This is a genomic window from Candidatus Hartigia pinicola (assembly GCA_020541205.1).
Lineage (GTDB): Bacteria > Pseudomonadota > Gammaproteobacteria > Enterobacterales > Enterobacteriaceae > Hartigia > Hartigia pinicola.
In genome coordinates this window covers 478,641-504,193 of record CP048208.1, presented here as the reverse complement: position 1 = coordinate 504,193, position 25,553 = coordinate 478,641, and the positions used below count along the sequence as shown (strand labels likewise).

The following is a 25,553-nucleotide window of genomic DNA, read 5'->3' as shown; positions in this document are numbered from 1 at the left end:
GGTTACACGTGACAGATCGTAATCTTGCTGATCTTTTAGCACCCTTTGGAATTAGTACAAAAGATATATTATTACGTGAAATGATAATAGATAGTCGTAAAACTACAAAAAATGATCTTTTTATCGCCATCAAAGGGCATAAATCTAATGGATTACAATATATTTCTCATGCTATCAATCGCGGTGTTTCTGCTGTAATTGCCGAGACTAAAGATAAAACGAAAGATGGTACAATCAGCTATATTAATGGTATTCCGATTATTTACTTGTATTCTCTTAACCATCGTCTTTCTTCGTTAGCGGGTAAATTTTATCAGAACCCAGCAAGAAAAATGAAACTTACAGGAGTCACAGGTACAAACGGTAAAACCACTACAACACATTTAATAGCAAAATTGGCAAAAGGGTTAGGTGAAATCAGCGCAGTAATGGGAACAATAGGAAATGGATTACTTGGACAGATTACTTCCAGTGAAAACACCACCAGTTCAGCAGTCAATATTCAAGCCGAATTATACCAGTTACTAAAACACAAAGTAACACTAACTGCAATAGAAGTTTCTTCTCACGGATTAGTGCAAAACCGTGTTTCAGCTTTACCGTTTAACTCAGTAATATTTACTAATTTAAGTCATGATCACTTAGACTATCACGGTGATATGAAAAACTATGAAGCTGCTAAATGGTTGCTATTTTCAACACATCAAACAAAAACAAAAATCATAAATGCAGATGATGATATTGGCTTAAAATGGTTACATAAGTTACCAACAGCTTGTGCAGTATCGATAAAAAAACATATCTCCAATCACTGGGAAGGTCCATGGTTGAAAGCTTCAACAATTCATTATCATGACCATGGGGCCACTATTCATTTTAACTCATCATGGGGAGGGGGAACGTTAGATAGCCCACTTATAGGAAGATTTAATGCTAGCAACTTACTATTAGCCATGGCAAGCTTACTAATGATGAATTATCCGTTAGAGAAAGTATTAACCTCATCAAAATTTCTGTCGCCAGTATGTGGTCGAATGGAAAGATTTCATGTACCGAATAAACCTACCGTAGTGATTGATTACGCACATACTCCTGACGCACTTGAACAAGCGCTATCCATGGCTCGTTTAAACTGTAAACGGCTATTATTATGTATTTTTGGTTGTGGAGGGGAGCGTGATAAAAAGAAACGTCCATTAATGGGAAGAATAGCAGAAAAATGGGCGAATAAAATTATACTTACGAATGATAACCCCCGTAGCGAAAAACCATTAGACATTATTAATGATATCATATCAGGTATTGTAGATGCTAGTTATGTGTTAGTCATTCCTAACCGATCAGAGGCAATAAAAACTACCATTTTGCAGGCAGGGGCTGATGATCTTATCCTTATTGCAGGTAAAGGTCATGAAAATTATCAAATTATTGGTAATCGCCGTTTATACCATTCAGATAGGTTTATAGTTACACGTTTACTGAGGATAACAGCATGATTCCTCTAACATGTACTCAGTTAGCTCAAATAACTACTGGACATATCTTTAATCTCAGCAATTTTGATTCTAAAACACTTATATTAAATCAAGTCAGCACAGATAGTCGAAAAATTAGTGGTAATTGTCTATTTATTGCATTAAAAGGAAAGCGTTTTGATGCCCATGATTTTCTTTTTTCTGTCATCCAAAATGGAGCTACTGCTCTCTTAAGTGAACGAAAAATAGCGACTACTTGTCCGCAAGTTATTGTCAATAACACTTATGTAGCAATGGGAAAACTCGCTGCATGGGTTCGTGAACAAAGCCAAGCAAAAATAATCGGTTTAACTGGATCTGCTGGAAAAACATCTGTTAAAGAACTCACAGCGTCAATTTTATCTCAACGAGGCAAAACTCTTTATACATCTGGTAACCTAAATAATGCTATTGGTGTGCCGTTAACTCTATTGAGATTAACTCATGAACATAATTATGCTGTAATTGAAATGGGTGCAAATCACCCTAACGACATTGCCTACACAACAAATATTGTTAAACCACAAGTTTCTTTAGTAAATAATTTATTTTCGGCACATCTAGCGGGGTTTGGTTCACTAGAAGGGGTTGCTCTGGAAAAAGGAAAAATTTACCAAGGATTATCTGAAAAAAGCATTGGAATCATAAACCTTGATAGTTATTCATCTCGATGGGTATTTAGGTCACAACAAAAAATCTTATTTTACTCTATGACTCCTCAAAAAAAAGCAGATTTTTATCCATTAAATATTAAAATTCAACCACTTTCAACAAATTTTAGATTACATACACCTCTTGGAGAGATTGATATTACATTACTGCTTCCTGGAATTCATAATATTGCTAATGCGTTAGCTGCAAGTGCACTTTCTATTTCAGTTGGTGCAACATTAGAAGATATCCGTAAAGGATTAGTAATAACAAAAACTATACCAGGGCGTTTATTTCCCTTGCAATTGAGTAAATATAAAATATTACTAGATGACACCTATAACGCAAACGATGGCTCAATGATGGCGGCAATTAACGTTTTAACGAAAATGCCCGGCTATCGAATTTTAGTAACTGGTAATATAAATGAACTAGGTGATTACGCAAAAAAATATCATCAACTTATAGGTATAGCAGCAAAAAATTCAGGTGTAGATAAAGTACTAAGTGTAGGAAATTTAAGTAAAATAATCAGTAAATTTAGCGAATGTGGTGAACATTTTGAATTTAAAAAAAATTTATTAAGCCGACTAATTGTGCTAATCCAACAAAATTCTGTTGTTTCTATTTTAGTTAAAGGTTCACGCAGCTCCACAATGGAAGATGTTGTGAATGAATTGAAGGAGTACTTTGTATGTTAATTTGGCTTTCTGAAATATTAGCGCATTATTTTTCTGTCTTTCACGTTTTTTCATATTTGACACTTAGAGCGATTATCAGCTTGTTAACAGCGCTAGCAATCTCTTTATGGATGGGGCCGTATTTAATTAACTACTTACACAAAATGCAAATTAATCAAGTGGTACGTAACCAAGGTCCTGAATCACATTTTAATAAATGCGGTACCCCGACCATGGGGGGGTTACTAATCCTGTCTTCAATCTGTGTATCAGCATTACTTTGGTTACGTTTAGATAACCCTTATGTTTGGTGCGTCTTATTAGTTCTTTTAGGATATGGGGTTATTGGTTTTATAGATGATAATCGTAAAGTTATGAGAAGAAATACACATGGCTTGACTGCTCGTTGGAAGTATTTCTGGCAGTCACTTATTGCTTTACTTATTGCATATACAATGTACTCAGTTTCTCAAGACGCATCAGAAACACAACTAGTTGTGCCATTCTTCAAAAATATTATGCCTCAATTAGGTATATTTTACATTCTTTTAGCTTATTTTGTTATTGTCGGGACGAGTAATGCTGTAAATCTTACAGACGGTCTTGACGGTTTAGCAATTATGTCCACTGTATTCGTCTCAGCAGGTTTTTCACTAGTTGCATGGGCAACAGGTAATCTTAAGTTCTCTAAATATTTGCATATTCCATTTTTACCATATGCAAGTGAACTAGTTATTGTATGTACTATCATTGTTGGTGCGGGCTTAGGTTTTCTCTGGTTTAACACGTATCCAGCTCAAGTTTTTATGGGAGATGTTGGCTCCCTTTCATTAGGTGGAGCACTAGGTATGATCGCTGTTTTATTACGACAAGAATTCTTATTAATGATTATGGGAGGGTTGTTTGTCATTGAAACATTATCCGTGATTCTGCAAGTTAGCGCGTTTAAATTGAAAGGAAAGCGTATATTTCGTATGGCGCCGATTCACCATCACTATGAATTAAAAGGTTGGCCAGAACCACGTGTTATTGTACGTTTTTGGATCATTTCTTTAATGCTTGTTCTCATCGGACTGGTAACATTAAAGGTACGTTAAAATGACAGATTATCGGAGTAACCAGTATCAGGGTAAAAAAATAGTTATTATTGGACTTGGGTTAACTGGACTTTCCTGTGTTTATTTTTTTCTATCACGCGGAATTATTCCTCGCGTGATGGATACGCGCTCTTCACCAGAAAATCTAAAAAAACTACCTAACAATATTCAATATTATTTGGGTGGTTTAAATAGGGAATGGTTAAGAGAATCTAATCTTATTGTTGTAAGTCCTAGTATTGCATTATCAACACCTGAGCTACATCAAGCATCAATAAATGGAACTGAGATAGTTGGTGATATTGAGTTATTTTGCCGTGAAATTAACGTTCCAGTGATTGCAATTACCGGCTCTAATGGAAAAAGTATGGTCACTTCATTAGTTAGTCATATGGCTAAAAAATCTGGGATATCTGTTGGAGTTGGTGGCAATATCGGCATTCCAGTTTTATCACTACTTCATCACAAATATCAGATGTATATATTAGAGCTGTCAAGTTTTCAATTAGAAACAACGTTTAATCTACAAGCTCTATCTGCCACAGTTCTGAATGTGACAGAGGATCATATGGACCGCTATCCATTAGGCCTACAACAGTACAGAGAAGCTAAATTACGCATCTATCACAACACGCTAACTTGTATTATAAATTCTCAAGACTTGTTAACTCTACCATTAAACATGTCAAGTAAAACTTGTACTAGTTTCGGTGTAGATGTTGGTGATTATTATTTTGATACATATCAACGCGTCTTAATGGGAAAAGGTGAAGTGTTACTAGATGTTGCTTCACTAAATATGACAGGGCAACATAATTATACTAATGCGTTAGCTGCTCTTGCTTTAGCTGATTCTGCTGGTATTGCACGTAATGTAAGTTTACATGTATTAAAAAATTATTCAGGACTAGTTCATCGTTTTCAACTAGTCTTATTTAATAAAGGTGTTAAATGGATTAATGATTCTAAAGCAACAAATGTAGCAAGTACAGCAGCTGCATTAAATGGATTAACAGTAAAGGGAATAGTACATCTTTTATTAGGCGGTGATAGCAAATCTGCAGATTTCTCTCCCTTGAAGCGTTATATTTCTGCAGATAATATTCGTTTATATTGTTTTGGTACAGATGGTCAAAAACTCTCTCTATTACAACCTAACAAATCAATTTGCACTGTAACAATGGAAGAAAGCATGAGGCAGCTTGTGCCTTATGTTAAATCAGGTGACATTGTCTTGCTTTCACCGGCATGTGCTAGCATCGATCAATTTAAAAATTTTGAGCAACGTGGAAATGTGTTTACTCAATTAGCGAAGGAACTAGGCGCATGACCATCCCTAACTCTGTACGGTTAAAAAATTGGATTATCGGTGAAAAAAATGGAATTATTGCCGGGTCAAAGCTTTATGACAGCACATTAATTTGGCTAGCGTTTGGTCTTGCCTCTATTGGTTTTATAATGATTACTTCAGCATCAATGCCTATAGGACAGAAACTTACTGAAGATCCATTTTATTTTTCTAAGCGTGCTTTCATATATTTAATTGTTGCTTTTATTTTAGCTTTGAACATACTACGCATACCTATAGAAATCTGGGAAAAATATAGTTTTACTTTACTGATAATTTCTCTAATTATATTATCCATTGTATTAGTTGTAGGAAGCTCTGTCAATGGAGCATCACGCTGGATTGATATTGGAATTGTTAAAATTCAACCTGCAGAAATTTCTAAATTTACACTATTTTGTTATATATCAAGTTATTTAGTTAGAAAGTCAGAAGAAGTACGCACATGTTTCCTGGGATTTATTAAACCGATGTGTATCCTTATTAGCATGGCATTACTGCTTCTATTACAGCCAGACTTAGGAACTGTGATTGTTATAGTTGTTACAACACTTAATCTATTGTTTCTTGCGGGTGCAAGACTTGCACCATTTATTATTGGTATTACTGTTTCTGGAATGGGTGTGCTTTTACTGATTTGGTTTGAACCTTATCGTTTACGTCGAGTGACATCTTTCTTGAACCCATGGGAAGACCCTTTCGGCAGTGGATACCAGCTAACTCAGTCATTAATGGCATTTGGTCGAGGAAAAGTCTTTGGACAAGGATTAGGAAATTCAATTCAAAAACTGGAATATCTACCTGAAGCTCATACCGACTTTATCTTCTCCGTATTAGCAGAAGAACTTGGTTACATTGGTGTATCCCTAGTTTTATTAATGGTTTTTGTACTAGCATTGCGAGCAATGATGATTGGTCGTCGAGCATTACTTACTAAGCAATTTTTTGCGGGTTACTTAGCTTGCGCAATTGGTCTTTGGTTTACATTCCAATCGTTAATTAACGTAGGTTCTGCAGCTGGCATCTTGCCAACAAAAGGATTAACATTACCTCTGATCAGTTATGGTGGTTCAAGTTTGCTTGTAATGTCTTCGGCTGTCGCACTGTTATTACGCATTGATTTTGAAACGCGTTTAAAAAAAACACAGGCGTTTATAAGGAATGTTAAATGAATGAAAAAAAACGATTACTTGTTGTAGCAGGTGGAACTGGGGGTCATATTTTCCCAGGATTAGTTTTGGCTCATCATTTACAAACTCAAGGCTGGGAAATTCTCTGGTTAGGTGTCTCTGATCGTATGGAAGCCACGTTAGTTCCTCAACATAATATTCATATTGAATTTATTCAAATAACAGGTTTAAGAGGTAAAAACATAATGGCATTAGCTACAGTACCTTGGAAAGGTGTTAAAGCGATATGTCAGTCTCAAAAAATTATTAAACAATATCGACCTAATGCAGTACTTTGTATGGGTGGTTATGTATCAGGGCCGGGTGGGATTGCGGCTTGGTTATCTGGTATTCCTATTATTATACATGAACAAAATAGAATAGCAGGCTTAGCAAACAAATGCCTGAGAAACGTTGCAACGCGTGTATTACAAGCATTTCCTGGAACATTTTCTCAGGCTACAGTAGTTGGCAACCCAATACGTAATGCTATACTAGCACTCCCTTTACCTGAAGAGAGGTTAATTAACCGTGATAATATAATTCATATCTTAGTACTTGGTGGAAGCCAAGGCGCACACATCTTAAACCAAGTCATGCCTCAAGTTGCTGGAAAAATCAACAAAAAATTACATATCTGGCATCAGTCAGGAAAAGAAAGAAAAATTTTTACAGAAGCGTTATACAATGAAAAAATAAAACATTCAGTATGTACTAAGTATACAGTCACTGAATTTATTGATGATATCAGTCAAGCTTATGCATGGGCAGATCTGGTTATTTGCCGTTCAGGCGCTTTAACTGTCAGCGAAATAGCAGCAGTAGGGTTGCCTGCCATTTTTGTTCCATTTCAACATAAAGACCGTCAACAGTACTGGAATGCTCTTCCGCTAGAAAAAGCAGGGGCAGCAAAAATACTTCCGCAACATCAGTTTACCGTAGATAGAGTTACGCATTTACTGGAAAAGTGGAGTAGAAAAGAATTGCTATTCATGGCTAAAAAAGCCCGTTCTTGTGCAATGATGGATGCAACAGAAAAAATCGCAAAAGTAATATTTGAAGTTACTAAATAAGAACAAGCCATTGATTATGAAAGATTAAAATAACCTCAACAAAATGAAAGACATATTAAATAAACAAAAGTTGATAAAATTACGAGCGTTTATACCAAAAATGAGTCGAGTCAAACATGTTCATTTTGTTGGTATCGGTGGTTCAGGGATGTGTGGTATAGCAGAAGTTTTAGCTAATGAGGGTTATGTCATTAGTGGTTCAGATTTAATGTCAAACTCAGTAACGCAACACCTTACAGAATTAGGTGCAATGATTTATTTTCATCATCGTCCTGAAAATATTAATAATTCGAACGTAGTGGTTGTATCAACAGCAATTTCTGAGGATAACCTAGAAATTCAAGCTGCAAATGTATTACGAATTCCTATTATTCGTCGCGCTGAAATGTTAGCAGAGTTGATGCGCTATCGTTATGGCATTGCGGTTGCAGGAACTCATGGAAAAACAACTACCACGGCAATGATCTCTGGAATCTATAAACAAGCAGGTTTAGATCCAACATTTATTAATGGAGGAGTAATAAAATCAACAGGAACACATGGACATTTAGGGAGCAGCCGATATTTAATTGCAGAAGCTGATGAAAGTGATGCATCATTCTTGCATTTACAACCTCTTATAGCTGTAGTCACAAATATTGAAGAAGATCACATGATTACATATCATGGGAATTTTGAAATTCTGAAAGATACTTTTATTAATTTTCTACATAACTTACCATTTTATGGACGTGCAGTGGTGTGTATCGATGATCCTGTAATACGTTCGTTATTACCAAGAATTAGACGCTATATAACCACATATGGTTTTAGCGAAGATGCAGATGTACATATTATAAAATATGAGCAAAAAAGTAACCAAAGCTTTTTCACTATTTCTCGTAAAAATATGTCAAAATTGACTCTTGTACTCAATACACCTGGCCGCCATAATGCACTCAATGCTACTGCTGCAGTTGCTGTAGCAACTGAGGACAATATTGATGATCTACAGATCGTATCTGCATTAGTAAAATTCCAAGGAATTAAGCGCCGTTTTGATTTCCTCGGTAATTATTCGTTACGTCATGTAAATGGTATAGAAGGAGAAGTTATGTTGATCGATGATTACGGGCATCATCCAACTGAAGTAAATGCAACAATTAAAACAGCAAGGACTGGATGGCCTGATAAGCGTATCGTAATGATTTTTCAACCGCATCGTTATTCACGAACACATGAGTTATATTATGATTTTGCTCAAGTTCTCAGCCAAGTCGATATACTACTTATGTTAGACGTTTACTCTGCTGGAGAAAAACCTGTATCTGGTTCAGATAGTTTATCGTTATGCAGAACCATTCGTAGACGAAGTAAACTTGATCCAATCTATATAGCAGATACTAAACACATCTCTCAAATTTTAGCAAAATTACTTAACGCAAAAGATTTAGTGTTAGTTCAAGGCGCAGGCAATGTTAGTAAGGTAGCTTCTCATCTTGCTGCAACAAAATTCCAACCAACTATAATTGAGGAATGATTATGGCAGAAAAAATTGCCATTTTATTTGGAGGAAAATCTACTGAACGTGCAGTGTCTATTAAATCAGGAAATGCAGTTTTAACGGGCTTACATCAAGCGGGTATTGACGCGCATCTTATTGATGTTAAATACTTTCCTATTCACACACTCAAAGAGAAAGGTTTTAATAAAGCATTTATAGCCCTTCATGGGCGTGGTGGTGAAGATGGAACAATACAAGGGATGCTAAGTTTTTTAGATATACCTTATACAGGTAGCGGAGTAATAGCTTCAGCATTAAGTATAGATAAGATTAAAACAAAAAATCTATGGGAATGTGCGGGACTCTCAGTATCACCTTATATTTATTTAAAACATTCTCAATTTAATATAATGTCAAAAGTTGATACGCAAAAATTAGTCTCAAGTCTCGGATTACCATTGATTATCAAGCCAAGCCTTGAAGGTTCCAGCGTAGGTATAAGCAAAATTAACAAACTAGCTGATTTATCATCAGCACTTAAATTAGCTTTTCATTTTAATGATACAGTATTGGTTGAAAAATGGTTAAGTGGCTCTGAATATACGGTTACAATATTAGGTGACAAAATACTCCCTGCAATTCGGATTCAACCTACAGGAGATTTTTACGATTATAAAGCGAAATATCTTTCTAATACCACACAATATTTTTGTCCCAGTGGTTTAAATGCAGTGCTAGAAATGAAACTTTCTCAGCTGGCAATGCATGCTTATCAAGTTATCGGTTGTCAAGGTTGTGGAAGAGTTGATGTAATGCAAGATGAAAATGGTCAATTTTATTTATTAGAGATTAATACCTCACCAGGTATGACTAGGAATAGCTTAGTGCCAATTTCAGCACGTCAAGCAAATATTAATTTCTCGGAACTAGTAGTACGTATTTTGGAATTAGCCAACTAATATGTCACAAGCAGCGTTAAATATTCAAAATCATAAAAATTATAATAACTCAATTTCAAGAAAAAGTATCAGGACTGTGCGTGGTGGGATGATTTTCTTTTTTATAGTTGTTAGTGCAATCATCTGGAGTGGGTGGGCCGTCATCACATGGATGAAAGACGCTAATAAATTACCTATATCAAAGTTAATATTAACAGGTGAGTGCTATTATACAAAAAATAATGATATAAGAAATATAGTACTATCACTTGGGAAGCTTAAAACATTTGTAACAGTTGATGTTACTACTATTCAAAAACAGATTAGTGCGATACCTTGGATACGCCAAGTGACCGTACGAAAACAGTGGCCTGATGAGTTAAAAATTCATCTAGTAGAGTACAGGCCTTATGCAAGTTGGAATGAACATAAAATGGTTGATGCTGAAGGAAGATTGTTTAGTCTTCCAAAAAATAAAACTAATAAAAATAATTATATATTATTGCATGGTCCACCCGGGAGTCAAAAAAAAGTTATTAATACGTATCTGATGATAAAAAAAATACTTTTCAACCAAAAGTTACAACTTAAGTCATTATCTATGACAACTCGTCATTCGTGGCAAATAATCCTAAATAATGATATCCGAATTGAGCTTGGAAAAAAAGATATACTTGAACGATTAAAACGTCTTCTTGAACTTTATCCGATTTTGCAGAAAATCACAAGCAAACAAGTTGATTATATAGATCTTCGTTATACCAGTGGTGCTGCGGTTGGTTGGCGCCACTTAGAGCGGATGCAACATTAAAGTTACAATAATTAACATTGCTAATAACTCAGATCAGACTAGGCAGAAAAATGATCAAAATGATAGACAGAAAATTAGTTGTAGGGCTTGAAATTGGGACTTCCAAGGTTTCGACCCTTGTAGGCGAAATTCTGCCTGATAGTATTGTTAATATTATCGGGGTAGGAAGTTGTCCATCTCGTGGAATGGACAAAGGTGGCGTTAACGATTTAGAATCTGTTGTTAAATGCGTTCAAGCAGCACTTGATCAAGCAGCATTGATGGCAGATTGTCAAATCTCTTCTGTCTACCTTTCCCTGTCAGGAAAACATGTTAGCTGCCAAAATGAAATTGGTATGGTACCAGTTTCAGAAGAGGAAGTCACTCATGAAGATGTTGACAGCGTGATTCATACTGCTCAATCAGTCCGAATTCGTGATGAATACAGAATTCTTCATGTAATCCCACAAGAATTTACGATTGATTATCAAGAAAATATTAAAAATCCAGTAGGTTTATCAGGCGTTCGTATGCAGGCCAAAGTACATTTAATTACTTGTCATAATGATATGGCAAAAAATATTGTTAAAGCTGTAGAACGCTGCCGGTTAAAGGTGGACCAATTAATATTTGCAGGGCTTGCCGCAAGTTATGCTGTTTTAACAGAAGATGAGCGTGAACTAGGAGTATGTGTTGTCGATATTGGAGGTGGTACAATGGATATAGCAATCTATACTGGTGGTGCACTACGTCATACAAATGTAATTCCTTATGCAGGTAATGTGGTTACAAGTGATATCGCATATGCATTTGGTACCCCTCCCAGTGACGCTGAAGCTATCAAAATTCGCCATGGTTGCACTCTGTGTTCGACAATAAATAAAGATGAAACAGTTGAAGTGCCAAGTGTTGGTGGGCATCCACCAAGAAGTTTACAACGTCAAACTTTAGCTGAAGTAATTGAACCACGTTATACAGAGCTATTAAATCTTGTAAACGAAGAAATCTTAAACTTACAAGCACAATTACACCAACAAGGCGTAAAACATCACTTATCTGCAGGGATAGTACTAACTGGAGGTGCTGCGCAAATAGACGGTCTTGTTGAATGCGCGCAAAAAGTCTTTCATACTCAGGTGAGGATTGGTACGCCACTTCATATTACAGGTTTAACACATTATGCTGAAGAACCATGCTATTCAACTGTAGTTGGGCTGTTACATTACGGTAAAGAAATCCATCTTGGTGATAACGCCGAAACACAAAAACATATATCAGTTAAAGAGTGGTTTAATAAGATTACTAATTGGCTGAAAAAAGAATTTTAATTTTTATTAAGAAGCATATTATTTGTTTAGTAGTAAGCAAAAACGGAGAGATATTATGTTTGAACCAATGGAGCTAACCAATGATGCGGTGATTAAAGTTATCGGAGTTGGTGGTGGTGGCGGGAATGCCGTTGAACACATGGTACGTGAGCGTATTGAAGGTGTTGAATTTTTTGCTGTTAACACTGATGCACAGGCACTGCGTAAAACTGAAGTCGGACAAACAATTCAGATCGGTACCGGTATAACTAAAGGTCTTGGTGCTGGCGCAAATCCTGAAATTGGCCGCCATGCTGCTGAAGAAGATCGCGAAGCATTACGTAATGCACTTGATGGTGCAGATATGATCTTCGTAGCAGCTGGAATGGGGGGAGGGACAGGTACAGGCGCAGCTCCTGTTGTTGCTGAAATTGCTAAAGAACTAGGTATTTTAACAGTTGCTGTCGTAACTAAACCCTTTAATTTTGAAGGTAAAAAACGTATGGCATTTGCAGAATCTGGTATTACTAATTTATCTAAATACGTTGATTCTCTCATCATCATCCCAAATGATAAATTATTAAAAGTTTTAGGTCGTGGAATTTCATTACTTGATGCTTTTGGCGCAGCAAATAACGTACTGAAAAGTGCAGTGCAAGGTATAGCAGCACTTATTACTAGTCCAGGATTGATGAACGTAGACTTCGCTGATGTACGTACTGTAATGTCAGAGATGGGCTATGCAATGATGGGGTCAGGTGTATCTCGTGGTGAAGAACGTGCTGAAGAAGCAGCTGAAATGGCTATTTCAAGTCCACTTCTAGAAGATATCGACCTTTCTGGTGCACGTGGTGTGCTCGTAAATATTACGGCTGGTTTTGACTTACGCTTAGATGAGTTTGAAACAGTAGGTAACACTATTCGTGCTTTTGCATCTGATAACGCAACGGTTGTGATTGGCACTTCTCTAAATACTGAAATGAATGAAGAGCTGCGCGTCACCGTTGTTGCTACAGGTATTGGTATGGATAAACGTCCAGACATTACATTAGTTAACAATAAAATATCACAGAAAACTTCTATGGAACAACGTTATCAGCAGATGCAAAATAGTATGTCTTGTCTATCTTCAATGACAGAAGAAAAAACAATCGTAAAAATAAAAAATGAGAAAAATACACAAGTGAATAAAGAAACTGATTATTTAGATATTCCTGCATTTTTACGTAAACAGGCCGATTAAATGTAATTAAATTAGATTCTCCGATTTTTGTACTAAACTATTCTGCTAATTATCTTGTAAAATAATTAGCAGGACAGATAATCTTGCGAGAACAATATGATGATTAAACAAAAAACACTTAAACGTATAATAGAAGCGACAGGTGTCGGTTTACATACTGGTAAAAAAGTTAAATTAACTCTACGTCCAGCATCAGAAAATACTGGGATTATCTACCGTCGTACTGACCTAAATCCTCCAGTTGATTTTTTAGCTGATGTTACTTCTGTGCATGATACCATGTTATGTACTTGCTTAGTCAATAAAGATAACATACGTATTTCAACTGTAGAACATTTAAATGCAGCTTTAGCAGGATTAGGTATTGATAACCTAGTAGTTGAGGTGAATGCACCTGAAATCCCAATTATGGATGGTAGTGCAGCACCATTTGTATTTTTATTACTGGATGCTGGCATTGAAGAGCTCAATGCTATAAAAAAATTTTTACGTATTAAAGAAAAAGTACGAGTAGAATATAGTGATAAATGGGCTGAGCTTAAACCATATAATGGTTTCAGACTTGATTTCACTATTGATTTTAATCATCCTGCTATTGATAATAGCACGCAAAACTATAAAATTGATTTCTCTTCTGAAGCATTTGTTAGTCAAATTAGCCGAGCGCGTACATTCGGTTTTAGGCGTGACATTGAACATCTACAATCTAAAGGGTTATGCTTAGGTGGTAGTTTTGATTGCGCAATTGTTGTTGATGATTACAATGTTCTTAATGAAGATGGCTTACGTTTTGAAGATGAATTTGTTCGACACAAAACACTTGATGCTATTGGTGATCTATTTATGTGTGGATATAATATTATTGGTGCATTTACTGCTTTTAAATCTGGTCATACGCTAAATAATAAACTATTACAAATAATATTAGCAAAAACATCTGCTTGGGATCTAATCACATACGAAAATGACACTGAATTTCCACTGACATTTACAGCACCTTCAACTGTTTTAACTCAATTTTACTGCTAACACTCAGTGTTAGTTTTATATAAAATTAAAAACCACTCAGCACCAAATGTAGCTCATCAGTGTGTGATTTTTATTAATTTCAACAAGTTTTTCAAGATAATTAATACATAGCGTGATGTTGTAAGTACAAAAAACGATAAATAGTAATAGATGCTTAGTCTTATTATTATTATGAAAGTGTATTGTTATATTCATAATAGACATATATATAATATACTTAAATAGTTCTATACACTAAAAGTTTAGCAATACTAACTAATAAAAATTTATATACTGCAACAATTTATATTATCACCAGATTGAGTGATGTTTCTTATTCTTTCTATACGAAACATAATAAGAAAAGTTTATCTAACAATATAACAATATATCTCTTATTGTTAATACTACTCCATCTACTGATGGTGCTTTTAATCACTAATATAGAATATATTTATATGAACGGACTGATAAAGACAACACAACACTTTGAAACATAAAATTTTCATACTATGTGTCAAACTATGTAGATCAATATCTTTATTTTCAATGCTAACGCTTCTTATTTTTTACATCTGTAACCATTGATATTAAAAAATCGAAAGAATCACTTAATCAGTTATTCAATTTATTTTAGAATTGAATATTACATGAAGAATCAAAAAACTTTAACATGTTTTCATCATTAAAACAAAAAATACATCAAAACTGAGTAGATAATCTAAGTAGTAATTTTATGCAAGAAGTTAATTGCATAACACTTTTGTTTGCACAATTATAGAGAGCGTTTTTTAGATTTTCCTAGATTATATTCAGCGTTGTTTCTATGAATATAAGATAATTAACTATGATATAATCTACTCTTAAAAACAATTATTATTTACTGCATTTATTATGATTACCTCATATACGGGGCAATTATAATTTTTTAAAATTTATAGTAATTTTAAACCAAATACCATACTACTTCTGAAATATAGTAATAACTAAACAAGTTATGTTACACGATTATTGTAACTAAATGTCTTAAATTTTAATATCTTCTTCATGTATTGGTGGATAATTTTACATTCAGATACTAATGATAGTAATCATAGAATAATTTAAAAAACAAACTTTATAAGTATTGCCAAATTTTCTATACTCTTTGTGAAACAAATAATAATAAAAATTATAATCAAGTGCTAAATAATGCATATTAAAATACATGTATAATAACACTAATAAACATTAAACAAAGTTAAAATCTATATAAGCATTTATACATCTTAACAAATTAAGCAACAGTTCAATATGAATATATTAATCATAGAATTATTGAGTATTTTTTAGCAATAAAAAAAATAAAATCTTCTAAATTAAAAAATTTTAAGACAAATATTTAAATAATTCTGATCGTTTTTATAAATAACAAAACTTTTAGACAGGCGTCTAATATACATACAATAATTGAACACATAGTCATTATTTAAACATAGGTTTCATGACAACTTAGTTATCATTCAAAATGATGTTTAGTATCTCATCTGCACTATCTAAAAATATTTCACTTACATACAAATTTTGTTTTTAGATACTTTTATACATTACAGTGGTTATTTATAAAAACTAAAAGTTATCATATCATCGTTTATATCTATGAGATTACCTATCATAATCTATAATATTATGGGATAAAGTTTAATTATTCTTATAATACATTTTTCATATCATAAAATTTTTATCTTTATTCTATCTTTTTTATACATTATATTTATATTATTCATATTTACAAACGCATAATTAAGAGCATTACTTTCAATACTCACTACTATTCAATACACTGAAGTCGACATATTCTCTTGTTTCTGACTTTGCAGCAACTTACGGTTATTGTACTGCTTTTCTAAAATTTAAAATAGCAATATAGCACTATATTTTGGAATATTAGTATTTCAAACATCTTTCACTAACAATATTTTCAAATATACAAAAGTCAAAAAATAATACATGATACCCTTGAACGTCTAAAGGGATAGAACGTTATTTGTCTGATAATAATAAGGCTAATGAATTGAAATACTTTTGGACTGCTCTTACTACTCTGAGTTTTTTTATTTTAATATAATATATGAATAAATAATTATACTTAAAAAGATCCTGCAGAAAATTTAATTATATAAGATAAACTGAGAACTCTCTGTCCGGATTTACATTAAGTATATCATATATTTTTTAAGTATAGATTTCTTCTATAAGAAGATAAAATAATATTAAAATATAGAAATTATTTGATCATGACGAGTTTAAACTAGTCAAGAAAGAAATTTTAATTTATTCCTAAGTTGTCTTACAAGTTATTAATAAAAAAATTGATGATAAAATTACTTTTCACTAATTTCAGTAAGAAGAAACAATAATTTATTGAGTTTGAAAAACAAGCTATAAAGATCTAAGTACATACAGTATAAAATTATTCATTAAATTTTAAGTTAATGGTAAATTAGTAAAGTAACTATTACTATTTCATTCTTTCTTATTCAGAAAAACAAATAATTCAATAGATTGCAGATCTTGAGGGCTAAAAACATGCAAGAAAGTTATAAAATTCTTATTGTTGATGACGATATGCGTTTACGTGCCTTACTAGAGCGCTACCTGACAGAACAAGGATTTCAAGTTCGTAGTTCTGCTAATGCTGAACAAATGGATAGAATCTTAACTCGAGAGTCTATCCATCTAATCGTTTTAGACTTAATGTTACCTGGTGAAGATGGTTTGTCAATTTGCCGTCGTTTACGAAGTAAAAATAACCCAATTCCAATTATCATGGTAACAGCTAAAGGCGAAGAAGTTGATCGTATTGTTGGTCTAGAAATCGGTGCAGATGATTACATTCCTAAACCATTTAATCCTCGTGAATTACTTGCACGTATCCGGGCTGTGTTACGGCGTCAGGCTAATGAATTACCGGGAGCACCTGCTCAGGAAGACACAATAATTAATTTTGGTAAATTTAAACTAAATCTTGGCACACGTGAAATGTTTCAAGGTGAAGACAATATGCCTTTAACAAGCGGAGAATTTGCTGTACTGAAAGTGTTGGTTATTCACCCAAGGGAACCATTGTCTCGTGATAAACTAATGAGTTTAGCGAGAGGTCGTGAGTATAGTGCAATGGAACGCTCTATTGATGTTCAAATCTCACGCTTACGTCATATGATTGAAGAAGATACAGCTCATCCTCGCTATATACAAACAGTGTGGGGTTTGGGTTATGTCTTTATACCAGACGGTATTAAAGAATGAAACAACTAAATTTTTCTTCTCTTAACGCATTTTCTTATTTATGATTTTTATATATTTTATTATTTTACCAGACCTATTATTAGGTATACAAAAATACTTTTATTTTTACAAAAGTTACTCTGCAAAAAATTAATCCATTTCCACTTATTCAGTATGAATATTAATCGCTAAAATAAATAATTCTGCATAAGTACTAAAAATACGGAGATCTCTCTCAATTTACGTAATAATCTACAATGAATTACACATTGCTTTTATGCCCAATCAGCATAAATAAAAAAAGTTGTATTGGGCTAAAAGTAATATTATTAATAATAATAATTTATTAGAATAGATTAATAAAAATTACTATTGAATCTGAATTTTAGATGATAATATCTAATTTTATACATAACACGCTATTTTATACTTGACATTTAGTTCTATCTTTCCCTAAAATAATGTTTCAAAATAATTTTTCATTCTTATCTTCTATGTACTCTCTATCTTTCTTGTCCTTTGAGATTATTCTATATATTTTACACAATAAAATATTATTTCAATATTAATATCATGCAATAAAACGAGAAATATAATATGAGTCTCTCAATAATAAAATTAGTGATAAAATTTAGAATAAATATTTTTTATTTTAACTCTATGACAAAAGATGTCAAAACTCTAAAAATTATTATGTACATTAATTTTTAAAAGTCAGAAATCACTATAGTCTATAAGAATTCACGAATATTAATTTAATGACTTTATATGAGTAGTTTAAAAAACGTATATTCTATCTAAAGATATTAATAAATATATTAAAAATAATTCTATCATTAATAAATAAATAAATAAATAAATAAATAAATGAATAAATAAATAAATAAATAAATGATTTTATATTACTTTAAAAAAGGTATATAATTTTTTTTAAACCTTAACTCTATTGTAAATACAGTTATAATTTTAATACTCACTCCTCAAAAAAATTTTACACCAAGATCATATGATTAATAATACTTATCCGTTTCGTTTCCATCCGTTTCATTTCACAAAAAACTTCATAAGCACTTAAGAAAATATTTTTAGTTAATGTCATATAATATTTTAAAAATATGATCGAGCAATATATTCACAATCATTCAAGAGGCATCTAGACGATAAATTTATAGAATAAACATAGTATATTAAATGATTTGAGATAGCTAAGATTATGTATTATATTTAAATACATACAATGTATATCTTCAGTATAATAAATACAAAATTACAGTTTTTCTAAGTAATGATTAATTATTGTTATCTGTGTTTCAACAATTATGTTATACATTTTCTTTAACTATTAAGTTATCATTCCACAAGATAAAATTTTAACTAATCTCTAACTACACAATACCGTAATCACACACTTTTAATACTTTTTATCTTGCATAAAAGTAGAAGCGTTTCACATTGCATTCAAACTTAATATTTAATAAATAACATTAACTATTTTTATGCTTTCAATACATTCACTTATCTTCTGTATATTTTTTATTTTTGCAATATTGACGTAATGAATTTTTATAAATACAATCTTAAAAAATATAATTTCTTAGAAAGCTTATATATTTACACTTATAATTATAGTCTAATAACTGATATACACATAGATAAAATTTTATTTCAATAATAAGCAGGTATTTCCTAAATTTGATACTATTATTTGATATTTGGTAGATGTCTGTTGAAAATTAGCAGAGTACTATACAAAATATACATTAGTTACATATAAAGTCTGAATAAGGGAATTAGATAACTACAAAACAATATCGCTATATTGTATAATATATTTTACAATGTCTATATGGCAATATTATTTGTAGAATTTTATCAATAATTTTGTTTATCATTACTTATAAATGTCTACTAATAGTGATTATGTGATAGTTTAAAAGATATGATATATTAAATGCATATCAACAATCCAAACAAGTAATTTACTCATTTCTTCTCGCGCTTATATGCTTAGATAATACAATAAAACAATCTTTTACAATTTGATCATTGCTATCTCATTCTTTCAGAAATGAAAGAATGACGATAATTTCTATACTAAAAAGATATAAAATTGTCTTTTCATTCGTCCTTGTAAGAGGGACGCTCATACTAATCGAGTATCTAATTATATTATACTGAGCTGTCTCTTCAAAATTCGATAACATGCTAACAATAAAATTTATTAAATATTATTTTAATTTACAAGAACACCATGCTCTCAATTTTCATATCATTTTCTTTCTCATATACTATTTATAAAAATAATTAGACGCCACAGTATAGGAATATACTTAATGCATATAATAAAAAAATTAGACATTAAACTAAAGGTTTAGTTTTATACAATTATTACTAATTGTCATAATAACACTGTAAAAAAACATACACTACATGAATTGTTTTATATTATCTGATAGTATATCTACTATTTTGATATAATAGTAAGGTGGCATATTTCAGATAAAATTTATTGGAAAATTGCTATCTTAAGACTTTTCGCTTAATATATAATGCATAAAATGCGTTAATATTTTACTAGTATCATAACTATCTATTAATACCTGTTCACGTATATCAGTATTTTTTATATACTAACATTATACATGTTTGTCTGTAACAATGCCATGACAATACTAATTATTAATGCTATTTTCAATAAGGTAATACTGAACATCTTCAGTAATATATTGTTTGATACTAAAACATCTTATTAGGCATAATAGTTCTTTTATGAAATATATTTACGTTCTGAACACTCTTCTTATTGATCATCATGCAGGCTGTGTTAAAAGCTTTAACCTTTTCTAATATAAAATTTCATGCATTATATTATAATACTTTCCCCTGCTAGAAAACCAACATTGTTAAGAGATTTATCTTTTTAGAGGTATACACGTAAATGATAATATATACCACTCTATTTTTTTGAACATAGATTAATAATCATTTGTCTAAAAATTACTTTTAAAGATATAAAAATACAAAATACAACTTATAAATATCAAGTGATATCACTATCTATAAACTTTCATTATCCTGAGTAAATACATCACATTATAATTTTTTAAAAATTTTATAAATAAAGTTTAGTAAATAAAATACTTATATTAGAACAAAAATTCTAGTTTTTTATATCAGATGATTCAGTCTTTATTCATATAAGTAGTTAATTATATTAATAATTATACAATACTTTCACTTGGATGCATATTCCTATAGTAATAAATGCACATAAATAACACTTGATTGTTCTAAAATGTATTAATAAAATATATAAACTGCATGTAAATAAAACATTTTATATCATAGAAAATAACTGTTGTAATTTGGTGCCGGCTACCGGAGTCGAACTGGTGACCTACTGATTACAAGTCAGTTGCTCTACCAACTGAGCTAAGCCGGCTAATATGGCGGAAGGATAGAGATTCGAACTCTAGGATAGTTTCCCATCGGCGGTTTTCAAGACCGCTGCCTTCAGCCGCTCGGCCATCCTTCCATATGGAATTATTATGAAGTAATATTTATAAAATGTCTACTATTAAAAGAAAAAATTTAATTGTTATATTTCAGTTTACTCTACTGCACTTACAGACAATTTGTATAAAAATTATATATCTAACTATTTATTAGATAACTTTAAATCCATTATCTATTTTAAGAAAATAATATTTTTAATATATAAAAACGGTTCATACAACTGAGATTTTTGTCATACTTATTTAATTTCTCACTTTTAGCTATTATTAAAATAGATAATTTATCAGTTAGCATATTATCACTTATTAAGTGATATGTAATACATAAGTGCATTAATAAGAAATCAAAAACTAAAACGTACTGTATACTATGAAACTACATACTCTTCCTCAGATAAAAATTTACCACTAACATTAATTGGTTATTTTTTAATTAAACAATTAATATTATTATTTTTAGTCAAACTGCATATTACATTAATTACTAGTGTTTATGAGATTGTATTAGAATTATTTGAAGACAAGAGATAAGAATATATATAACCTCTTGTCTTAATCGTTAAGATAAGAGAGTGTATTATCTAGTATAATACACTCTATTGTATAATTTAAATTATTTTATAAATAAAATTATTTTTTCATAATCACCATATAACAGTTTACAGAAATTCAGTAAATGCAACTTATTAGATAATAGATATGTATCAAATATTTAGAATTATAATTTGAACATTTTTATTATAACTATTTCTTAAGATTTTCCGTATGAATTAATTAACAGAATCTATTTCAATATTTCTGTAGATTCTGAATTATTCATTACTTACAGTAATTAAAAAAATCTTCATTACACCATAGAATAAGTTATATTCATAAAGGTATAAATATCAAAATTCATACAATCAATTAAATATATTCGTAACTAATAACGACAATCATTATCAAATTTTATTATACTGATTTAAAATCTTATCTATTTAAACATTTTCTATAATCTATATTTACATATTGATACAATTATATTCATGTTAATAATTATATTTATTAGTATCTTTATTTTTAAATGCATCATTTGGTTAATTCATACATCTTTATTGAATTAAAAATTCAATGCAACTAAATAATAAAATTTAAATAATATTAATTATAAAATTTGAGTTTACACATTATTAAATTTTTAAATATATTCAGAAATAGCATTATTAGTGCATTATTTATTTTATTTGTGTTATAAATATATATATTAAAAACATATTTTTATAAATATTATTTTTATAAACTATTTACATTAATATTTCATTTAATAAATTTAATTTTAATTATTAAATTTTTAATTACATGTTTCTTAATCTCAAATTTAAATTTTATTATTTTCTACTTAAAGAATAATTAATCTTTTTATATTATTTTAAATTATCACTAATTTTTATATACACTCATTTTCTTCGTAAAAATAAAAATAATCTATCATATTAATAATATTCTATAATGAGTCTATAGTTAAACTACTGATAAATTAATTAAAATATATTGTGTACTTATAAAATAATTTTATTATTTAATAATTTATTAATTACAATAACAGTAATAAATATTAGTAGATTATATACTGAAAGAAGTATTAAAGTTTTACTTAATATGCAATACAACACATTGTTTAAAAACACTTTTACTCTGAATAATAAGAAATTATAATACCAATATAACTTGTTAATTATTTATTTTCAATCTTAAAAATAAGTATTTTCTATCAGACTTATGTTTTTAGGCATTAAACATTTTTAATTATGTAACACAGAGATGTAAATCTTCAAATTTTATTGCATAATATAAAATAATTCTCAGTACTATCATAAATATAAAATTTATAGATTGTAGTATCGAAAAAATTATATTAATACATAAAATTCATTACAAATAATTGTAATACAAATAAAAAACTGTCGGATTCTTGAGATGATAAAAAGTTACACACTGTTAAAATGGCTCAATACAATACACTCTATATTATAGAAATATCAAGTTACGTTATTTAAGTACGATAATATTATTATAACGTTTTTTACATAAATTTCTCAAATTTAGAATTTTATTTCCTTTTTTTTATTACTGTAGTATTAATATATAAAAATTTTTAAACTGTATTTTATTTTTTTATTATAATCACTAAAATTATTTTCATTTAATATATAGTTTCACTTTAAGCACCTCAAAAAATAGAATAAAAATATTTTAAAATAGTTTTATAATTCGCAATATTTTTATATAATTTTAATATTCATACATTCATTCACGCTAATATATTAAAAATTCTTTTTTATATTTTAAATTAAAATTTAATATTAAAATTAAATACATAATTTATTTATATAATAAATAATTTAATATTTAATATTTAATATTTAATATAAAAATCTTAATTATAAAACTTACAATTAATAATTATAATTATACAATTATTAAAACTATAAAAGTCATACTAAAAAATTTTTAATACGTATTATTGTATTAAAATTTATATACTAAAGTCAGTGTTTATATAAAAAAAATAAAAAATATTCTTAAAAAAATAAAAAATTTATCTTATTATAATTCCATTATCTAATTTTATAGTAATAAAAATACAATATAAATACTAAAATATATACAAAAAATAATAATGACAAATAGACTGAATAATTGTTTACGTTTAAAAATTGATTTATCTACTTTAAAAATATGTTTTATAGAAATTTAAATAGATAAATTATAATATGATTTTATTTCATATCGTCCGAAAAATTTTTCAACTAATTTGTTATAACTAAAAGTAAGGTATTAATATAACATTAGTATACTATTATAAATAATTAAAATTTTATATAAATATCTATATATTTTAAAAATATCAAACTTTAATCTTTATAATGATAATTATAATTATCATTATTTAAATAGTTTTAACCTCTTTTCTTATTGAAAAAAATAATTTAACTATTTAAAAAAATTATATTATTTTATTTTAAATTTAATAAAAATATTAAAATTAGGACTGTAAAGTTTATTTTATAATAATCATTATATATTACAAAATTCTATTTATAAACTAAGTTCTGCCTAGATAATTCTTTTTTTAAAATAATTTAAATAAAAATTATTCCATTAATTTAATTTCTATTATATTAAATGTAAAAGTTAAATCTTATTAAAGTATTAATCAATCTTTAATGATAAAAATCATTTAATAATTTATTAAAATATATATTTTAGTCTATTTATTGATAAATGAATATATATAATATCAAGATCATTCTATGGAATTTTAATATTTATTTAAATTTAAAAAAACGCATTTCTATTCTATTTATTAAAAATTAAAATAAATCTTTCTTAACATATTCTATTTTACAGATCGAATTTTAAAACTATTTTTAAATGCAAATATGTTTTCATCACTAATTAGTGATCTTATAAACTAATGAGTAAAAACTTTTTAATATAAATATAAAATTAGATTTAGTCATCATAATATAAATTATACATAATCGTTTCTTAAAAATATAATTATTCTAATAAATTTTAGATATTTTTTTAAAGATCAATTTAGAATATACTGATCTTATCTAATTATTTTTATTTTAGTATAAATTTTTAATAAAAATAGATGCTAATAAATAGCATGCTACAAATAATTATTTTTTATTTTAATACTAACAATACACTTCTAATGATTGTAAAGTTTTTTATTGTAAATAAATAAACAAATGAATAATATCAAAAAAAACGTTAAATAATATAATAAACTAACTTCTACGAATAAAATAGATTATATTTACTTTTGTAATAAGATAAATTCTTATTTAGAATAATGTATGAAACATTAAAAATAATAAAAAAGTATTAATTTGAAATGTTAACAACGATTTTATAATTAAATTTTATCATATTAAAAATATCTATAATTAAAAAATCAAGTATATTAATATATATTTGATTTAAAGATAAAAAACATGTTTAGTACTCTACTTACAAAATCGTCATAATCCTTATTCAAATAATCTAGTATTTGAATACCCGTGTAAAAGATCTTTATACATTATTTAAAAAAACGATTATATCATAACTAAATTCATAATAATATAAATTTAGTTGGTCAAATAATGATTAATATTACAATAATAAAATTAAATATGTATATCAATAATTGTGTTGAATATTAAATATAAACATTTAAAAGTGCATATTATTTTCTTTCATCTAATATTATTCATATGAATAAAATAATAAATTTTATTTTAATATTCAATCATGTAAAAAATAATAATAGTTAATTGACGTTTAACCTTTCTCATATAAAAATATTTCAAAAAATTTAATTAAACATGATTAATATAAGAACAACATTTCTAATACTAAGAAAATATTTAATAATAGTTTAATTTTTATAAAAATCATTTATAATAATTACTTTACTAGGAAACAAAGCTAGTA

General features: G+C 29.1%; 13 protein-coding genes and 2 tRNA genes. 13 read left to right on the top strand and 2 right to left on the bottom strand.

What is annotated here, in order from left to right:
- The first annotated feature begins 8 nt into the window (after positions 1-8).
- From murE to ompR, 13 genes are all read left to right on the top strand, one after another.
- Positions 9-1,496: a UDP-N-acetylmuramoyl-L-alanyl-D-glutamate--2,6-diaminopimelate ligase gene (gene murE, locus GFV14_RS01095; RefSeq protein ID WP_457914504.1), complete on the top strand. Its 1,488-nt coding sequence runs from the start codon at positions 9-11 to the stop codon at positions 1,494-1,496.
- Positions 1,493-2,866, top strand: a complete 1,374-nt coding sequence (murF, locus tag GFV14_RS01090) for a UDP-N-acetylmuramoyl-tripeptide--D-alanyl-D-alanine ligase (protein ID WP_457914503.1) — start codon at positions 1,493-1,495, stop codon at positions 2,864-2,866. Before murE ends, murF begins: the two co-directional genes overlap by 4 nt.
- Positions 2,860-3,942: a phospho-N-acetylmuramoyl-pentapeptide-transferase gene (gene mraY / locus GFV14_RS01085; RefSeq protein ID WP_457914502.1), complete on the top strand. Its 1,083-nt coding sequence runs from the start codon at positions 2,860-2,862 to the stop codon at positions 3,940-3,942. Before murF ends, mraY begins: the two co-directional genes overlap by 7 nt.
- Before the next feature lies 1 nt (position 3,943).
- The gene (gene murD / locus GFV14_RS01080) at positions 3,944-5,272 is read left to right on the top strand and encodes a UDP-N-acetylmuramoyl-L-alanine--D-glutamate ligase (RefSeq protein ID WP_457914501.1); all 1,329 of its coding nucleotides are present in this window, start codon (positions 3,944-3,946) and stop codon (positions 5,270-5,272) included.
- Complete coding sequence (ftsW, locus tag GFV14_RS01075; protein ID WP_457914500.1) at positions 5,269-6,462, top strand: cell division protein FtsW; 1,194 nt, start codon at positions 5,269-5,271, stop codon at positions 6,460-6,462. Before murD ends, ftsW begins: the two co-directional genes overlap by 4 nt.
- On the top strand, positions 6,459-7,532 hold the full coding sequence (murG, locus tag GFV14_RS01070; RefSeq protein WP_457914499.1) for an undecaprenyldiphospho-muramoylpentapeptide beta-N-acetylglucosaminyltransferase: 1,074 nt from the start codon (positions 6,459-6,461) through the stop codon (positions 7,530-7,532). The genes ftsW and murG overlap by 4 nt, the downstream gene beginning before the upstream one ends.
- 100 nt (positions 7,533-7,632) lie before the next feature.
- Entirely contained in the window at positions 7,633-9,051 is a 1,419-nt protein-coding gene (murC, locus tag GFV14_RS01065; RefSeq protein ID WP_457914498.1) for a UDP-N-acetylmuramate--L-alanine ligase, read from the top strand.
- Positions 9,052-9,053: 2 nt separating this feature from the next.
- Complete coding sequence (locus tag GFV14_RS01060) at positions 9,054-9,974, top strand: D-alanine--D-alanine ligase (protein WP_457914497.1); 921 nt, start codon at positions 9,054-9,056, stop codon at positions 9,972-9,974.
- 1 nt (position 9,975) lies between these two features.
- Positions 9,976-10,764, top strand: a complete 789-nt coding sequence (locus tag GFV14_RS01055; RefSeq protein ID WP_457914496.1) for a cell division protein FtsQ/DivIB — start codon at positions 9,976-9,978, stop codon at positions 10,762-10,764.
- A 50-nt stretch (positions 10,765-10,814) separates the two neighbouring features.
- A complete protein-coding gene (ftsA, locus tag GFV14_RS01050) occupies positions 10,815-12,071 on the top strand; it encodes a cell division protein FtsA (protein WP_457914495.1) in 1,257 nt (418 codons plus the stop codon).
- Positions 12,072-12,126: 55 nt separating this feature from the next.
- Positions 12,127-13,293 (top strand): cell division protein FtsZ, encoded by a 1,167-nt coding sequence (gene ftsZ, locus GFV14_RS01045; RefSeq protein ID WP_457914494.1) that lies wholly within the window; start codon positions 12,127-12,129, stop codon positions 13,291-13,293.
- Between the two features lie 99 nt (positions 13,294-13,392).
- Complete coding sequence (gene lpxC, locus GFV14_RS01040; RefSeq protein ID WP_457914663.1) at positions 13,393-14,322, top strand: UDP-3-O-acyl-N-acetylglucosamine deacetylase; 930 nt, start codon at positions 13,393-13,395, stop codon at positions 14,320-14,322.
- 2,547 nt (positions 14,323-16,869) lie between these two features.
- A complete protein-coding gene (gene ompR, locus GFV14_RS01035; RefSeq protein WP_457914493.1) occupies positions 16,870-17,589 on the top strand; it encodes an osmolarity response regulator transcription factor OmpR in 720 nt (239 codons plus the stop codon).
- A 3,345-nt stretch (positions 17,590-20,934) separates the two neighbouring features.
- Here ompR and GFV14_RS01030 read toward each other — a convergent pair.
- Positions 20,935-21,010: transfer RNA gene (locus GFV14_RS01030), tRNA-Thr, on the bottom strand.
- Positions 21,011-21,015: 5 nt separating this feature from the next.
- A tRNA-Ser gene (locus tag GFV14_RS01025) sits at positions 21,016-21,103 on the bottom strand.
- Between the last annotated feature and the right edge of the window lie 4,450 nt (positions 21,104-25,553).